The organism is Sphingorhabdus sp., from assembly GCF_044338195.1.
Taxonomy (GTDB): domain Bacteria; phylum Pseudomonadota; class Alphaproteobacteria; order Sphingomonadales; family Sphingomonadaceae; genus Sphingorhabdus_B.
The window spans coordinates 1-5,834 of sequence record NZ_JBIIMC010000056.1 but is presented as its reverse complement, the minus strand read 5'-3'; the positions used below and the strand labels follow the sequence as shown (position 1 = coordinate 5,834).

Annotated in this window: 4 protein-coding genes and 1 tRNA gene; 3 read left to right on the top strand and 2 right to left on the bottom strand. The window is 55.3% G+C overall.

Annotated elements, in window-relative coordinates:
- Positions 1 to 47: 47 nt before the first annotated feature.
- A tRNA-Arg gene (locus ACIQZK_RS10530) sits at positions 48 to 124 on the top strand.
- A gap of 34 nt (positions 125 to 158) precedes the next feature.
- On the opposite strand, the gene ACIQZK_RS10525 is transcribed toward ACIQZK_RS10530, so the two are convergent.
- Positions 159 to 2,501, bottom strand: coding sequence for a transketolase (locus tag ACIQZK_RS10525; RefSeq protein ID WP_397576086.1), 2,343 nt, complete (start codon positions 2,499 to 2,501; stop codon positions 159 to 161).
- A 208-nt stretch (positions 2,502 to 2,709) separates the two neighbouring features.
- Between ACIQZK_RS10525 and ACIQZK_RS10520 the strand changes: the two genes are divergently transcribed.
- Together ACIQZK_RS10520 and ACIQZK_RS10515 are read left to right on the top strand one after the other, a co-directional pair.
- On the top strand, positions 2,710 to 4,104 hold the full coding sequence (locus ACIQZK_RS10520) for an amino acid permease (RefSeq protein WP_397576085.1): 1,395 nt from the start codon (positions 2,710 to 2,712) through the stop codon (positions 4,102 to 4,104).
- Between the two features lie 97 nt (positions 4,105 to 4,201).
- Positions 4,202 to 5,518, top strand: a complete 1,317-nt coding sequence (locus ACIQZK_RS10515) for an aspartate aminotransferase family protein (RefSeq protein ID WP_333569908.1) — start codon at positions 4,202 to 4,204, stop codon at positions 5,516 to 5,518.
- On the opposite strand, the gene ACIQZK_RS10510 is transcribed toward ACIQZK_RS10515, so the two are convergent.
- Positions 5,515 to 5,834: zinc-binding dehydrogenase (locus ACIQZK_RS10510; protein WP_397576084.1), on the bottom strand; the 320-nt coding region annotated here is incomplete at its 5' end. The genes ACIQZK_RS10515 and ACIQZK_RS10510 overlap by 4 nt on opposite strands.

The following is a 5,834-nucleotide window of genomic DNA, read 5'->3' as shown; positions in this document are numbered from 1 at the left end:
AGCAGCTTTGCGTTCGCAGGCAAAGCCGTTATTGCGCCTTTCAGCGCGCGCCCTTAGCTCAGCTGGATAGAGCGCGAGACTTCTAATCTTGAGGCCACAGGTTCGACTCCTGTAGGGCGCGCCAATTAAACCCAATCTAGTACGTGGCCGAGGCCAGTCTAACGTTTCAGGAACAGCTCCGCCATCGCATCAATAATCGCAGCGGCATCAAGGCGGTAGGTGTCGTACAGATCGATGAGATCACCCGTCTGGCCGAAACGATCCGTGCCCAACGGACTGACCCGCATGCCACTGACACCACCCAGCCAGGACAACGCGCCTGGCGAACCATCAATCACCGTCACGAGCCCAGCGTCAGGTGCCAAAACCGATAGCAGATCTTCGGCATGGCACGTTTGCGTGGGCTTATCAGTCCAGCGCGCGGCCTTGCTGGCAGACCAGTCGCGGTGCAGCACATCGGGCGACGTCACATTTAACACGCCCAATCCGGGAATATCATCCGCCAATTGGTCAAAAGCGGCGAGTACTTCAGGTGCAATTGCACCTGTGAAAACAATAGCTGCTTCGGCGCCGGGTGCAGGTTGCCGCAACCAATAGCCGCCTTTTAACGCGTCGGCTTCCCATGCGGTGCCGGCGCGTTGCACCTGCGGCACTTGGCGTGTGCTCAGGCGCAGATATACCGAGCTGCCGTCGGGTTTCTGTAGGTGCTCAAATGCCCAGCGCATGAACAAAGCGACTTCATCGGCATAAGCCGGTTCAAAATAGGCAAGGCCAGGCTGCCCCATCCCGATCAGCGGCGTATTGATCGACTGGTGCGCACCACCCTCTGGCCCCAAGGTCAGCCCGGACGGCGTTCCAACCAGCAAGAAACGGGCATCGGAGTAACAACCATAATTCAGCGCATCCAATCCGCGCGCGATAAAGGGATCATATACCGTGCCAACGGGAATCAACCGCGTTCCGAAATGCGGCGCCGCAAGCCCAAGCGACGTGAGCAACAGAAAGAAGTTATTCTCCGCAATCCCGAGTTCAATATGCTGTCCCGCCGCATGTGCCGCCCATTTTTGTGCGGACGGAATTTTGGCATCACGGAAGATATCAGCCACATCGGATCGACGGAAAAGCCCACGTTGGTTTACAAATCCGCCCAAATTGGTCGTCTGGGTAACGTCAGGCGCGGTTGTCACGATACGGTCGGCTAATGTCTCAGAGGATTTGGCGAGATCGAGCAAAACATTGCCAAAAGCGGATTGTGTCGACTGAACATCACCAGATGGCACAGGAAGGCGCTCCGGCACGGCGATCACCGGCGCATTCGGCTCTTGCGGTTTGTGCGCGAGAACGCTCTGCCCGACGAAGTCTTTCAGACAGGCCGCGATATTTCCACCCAATCCGGCAAATGGTTCCCATTCCTGACCGACATCAACGCCCATGCTGGCGCGAAGCTGTTCAATCTGCGCGGGGTTCATCATCCCCGAATGATTGTCCTTATGGCCCGCCAGCGGCAGGCCGTAGCCTTTAACGGTGTAGGCGATAAACAAAGTCGGTCGTTCATCATCGGCGCTGTCGAACGCATCCATTAATGTCTCGATGCAATGCCCGCCCAAGTTGGTCATCAGGGCAGCGAGCCCATCATCGTCAAAACTGTCGAGCAGCTTTGCCACATGCGGCTTACCGCCAATATCCGCGATCAATCGTTCGCGCCACGCCGCGCCGCCCTTATAGGTGAGCACCGCAAAATCGGCATTGGGACAATTTTCAATCCAGTCCTCAAGCGATTTTCCGCCAGGCCGCGAGAACGCCGCGCGCTGTAACTTGCCGTTCTTCAACGTGACAACACGCCAGCCGCAGGTTTCGAAAATATCGTCAAAGCGCCGGAACATGCGGTCAGCGGTCGTGCTGTCGAGTGACTGGCGGTTATAATCAACCACCCACCAGCAATTGCGAATGTCGTGCTTATAGGCTTCGATAAGACATTCGTAGATATTGCCCTCATCAAGCTCAGCGTCGCCCATCAGCGATATCATCCGGCCGGCGTCCGCTTCATCTAGCGATCCATGCGCCACCAGATAATCCTGAACGAGGCTGGAAAAAGCCGTAATCGCAACGCCCAATCCAACCGAACCGGTTGAAAAATCCACAGGGATTTTATCCTTGGTGCGTGACGGATAACTTTGTGCGCCGCCCAGTGCGCGAAACTGCTGCAACTGTTCCAGTGACTGATTGCCCAACAAATAATGGATGGCCTGCAACACGGGGCCTGCATGGGGTTTCACCGACACCTTGTCTTGCGGGCGAAGCGCATGGAAATATAGCGCCGCCATAATCGCCGTCATCGACGCGCAGCTGGCCTGATGCCCGCCAACCTTCAGGCCGTCGCGCTTTTCCCGTAAATGGTTGGCGTTATGGACAATCCATGACGACAACCAACGCAGCCGCGCATCCAGCGCCTCAATCGTGGCGATTTTTTCTTTTCGGTGGTCAGTTAAGACGGTGGCCATTTCGGTTATTACATCCCCTCACCCGTTCCATATCAGCCCATCAGGCGCATGTCAGTCTAATGCCGCGGCTTATAAGCAAAAATTATAACCCGTCCGTTCCAACTTTGCGCCACGAAAGACGGCGGGTATCAATTTTGTTTGATAGCCGTCATTTACAGATCACTTGTTTCAAAGCTAGAACCGTTTTGAACGAGGGGGAATCCGACACATGGACACAAGCTTAGCGACGCCACAAGCAGGAACGGGTGCGAACGAACTTAGCCGGACACTCAAGTCCCGGCATGTTTCGATGATCACATTTGGCGGCATCATAGGTGCTGGCCTGTTTGTTGGTTCATCGACCGCCATCAGCACAATCGGGCCTGCTGCCGTTATAAGCTACGCCTTGGCGGGGTTTCTCGTCTTACTCGTCATGCGGATGATCTCCGAAATGGCCATGGCGATGCCCGGTGTTCAGACGTTTCCCGATTTTGCCCGTACCGGCGTCGGTAATTGGGCCGGGTTTCTTGTCGGATGGCTCTATTGGTATTTCTGGGTCGTCGTGATCGCCATTGAAGCGATTGCGGGCGCGAAGATTATAAACAGCTGGTTTCCGATGCTCGAAATTTGGGAAATCGGTGTGGTGTTGATGGCAATATTGACCGCGGTTAATTTGATGTCCGCCAAATCCTACGGAGAATTCGAATTCTGGTTCGCTTCCACTAAGGTTGTTGCAATTATCGTCTTCATTCTCGCTGCCGCCGCTTATGCCACGGGTGTCACGTCGCCTTCTGGTCCGACTTTTTCAAACCTGACCGAACATGGTGGTTTTGCGCCAGCAGGTATTGCCGTCATTTTCGTGGGTGTATCGACGACGATATTTTCGCTTTGCGGCGCAGAAATCGCGACGCTGGCGGCCGCAGAATCGGAAGATGGCGCAAGCACCATCGCGCGTATGACCATATCGGTATCGACACGCATTTTGATATTCTTCGTATTGTCGATCCTCATGATCGTCTCCATCGTGCCATGGAACGAAATCGAAGTTGGCGCATCGCCATTTGCCCAAGCGTTACGCGTCATGGGTTATCCTTCTGCCGATCTGATTATGAATAGCATCGTGCTTGTGGCCGTGTTGTCGTGCCTGAACTCGGGCATCTATATCACATCACGCGCCATGTTCGGTCTCGCCAAAAATGGTGATGCGCCGCAATCTTGTGTGCAATTGAGCAAAGCGAAAGTGCCTGCCCGTGCGATCCTGATCGCCAGCCTCTTCAGCTATTTCGCACTTGCCGCATCGGTGCTGTCGCCTGACAGGGTGTTCAATTTTCTGGTGAATGCCTCAGGCGCGATCATGCTGTTTATCTATCTGCTGATTGCTTGGGCACAGTTACGGCTCCGCGCCGATTTTGAAGCGTCTGCGCCTGAAAAACTGAAGCTCAAAATGTGGTTCCATCCTTATGGCACATGGACGGCCATCGCAGGGATGGTCGGCGTTCTGGTGCTGATGGGCGTTTCTAAATCGCACGCCATTGAACTTTGGACGAGCGTTCTGGTGGCAGCGCTCTTTTTGGTTGGATATTGGATCAAATGCCGCGTGCAAGCAAACAAGCTGAAAAATTGATGCCCACCAAAATTTTCCGGACGCAACAATCTTTTCAATCACGGATAATGGCCTGCATATCGCATAAGCATATGAAACCGGTTGTTGGAGAGAATGGATGAAACTGGAGAATGACCCCCTCGCGGCATTTTGGATGCCGTTTACTGCGAACCGGGCGTTCAAAACCACGCCGCGTCAGTTGGCGTCGGCAAAGGACATGCATTATACCAGCGACGACGGGCGTCAGATCCTTGACGGTACCGCCGGCCTATGGGCGGTAAACGCGGGCCACTGCCGCGCGCCGATTGTTGAAGCGATCCAAAAATGCGCCGCCGAGCTGGACTATGCCCCGCCATTCCAATTGGGTCACCCGCTTGCGTTTGAACTGGCGTCGCGACTGGCGACGATCATGCCTGAGGGGCTGGACCGCATTTTCTTTACCAATTCGGGATCCGAATCGGTCGACACGGCATTGAAGATTGCGCTCGCTTATCAACGCGCCATTGGACAAGGCACGCGCACGCGCCTGATTGGGCGTGAGCGTGGCTATAATGGCGTTGGCTTTGGCGGCATTTCGGTTGGCGGCATCGTCAACAACCGGCGGCAATTTGGCACCTTGTTAACGGGCGTCGACCATCTGCCGCACACCCATAATCTGGAACACAACGCCTTCACCATGGGTCGCCCAGAATGGGGGGCGCATCTGGCCGACAATCTGGAAGCTATCGTCGCGTTGCATGGCGCCGAAACCATTGCCGCGGTCATTGTTGAACCCATGGCGGGGTCAACCGGCGTTCTGGTGCCACCGATTGGCTATCTCGAAAAACTGCGTGAGATCACGCGAAAGCACGGCATTGTGCTGATCTTTGACGAAGTCATCACCGCCTTTGGCCGTGTCGGCGGCACCACGGCATCCGAAACGCTCGGCGTGACGCCAGACATCATCACGATGGCAAAGGGCCTTACCAACGCCGCCGTGCCTATGGGCGCGGTTGCGGTTAGCCGCCACATCCATGACGGTGTCGTAGAGGGCGGCCCTGATGGCATCGAATTGTTCCACGGTTACACCTATTCCGGCCACCCCTTGGCAGCGGCAGCAGCCCTTGCAACGCTTGATCTATACAAGTCGGAGGGGATTTTTGAGCACGCCAGCTCGCTGCACAATTATTGGCAGGATGCAGTGCACAGCCTGAAGGGCAAACGGCACATTATCGATATCCGCAATATGGGCATTGTTGCTGCCATTGAGCTTGCGCCGCATGCAGGCGGCGTTGGCAAGCGGGGCATGCAGTTGTTCCACAAATGCTTCGACAATGGTTTATTGGTCCGCGCGACCGGGGATATCATCGCATTGTCGCCGCCGCTCATTCTAGAAAAAGCGCATATCGACGAAATCGTTGGCCGTATCGGCGAGCTGATTGAAACCGTCGACTAAAGCGACAGGACAATCTTTCCGACATGCTGCTTCGTCAAAAATGCTTCTTGCGCTTTGACGATGTCGAATAAGTCGTAAGTGGCTGCGACCAAGGGCCGGATTTCGCCACGTTCAATATAGGAGACGAGGTTTGCAAAAACCTCCGGCTCTAAAACCGTGCAACCGATCAGGCGCAAATCTTTGAGATAAAGCGTCCGAAGATCAAGGTCGACAACAGGCCCCGAAATCGCACCGGATACGCCATAGCGGCCTCCCCGCTTTAAGACGTTCAGGATCTCGCCGAACTGCGCGCCGCCGACAATATCGACGGCGGCGT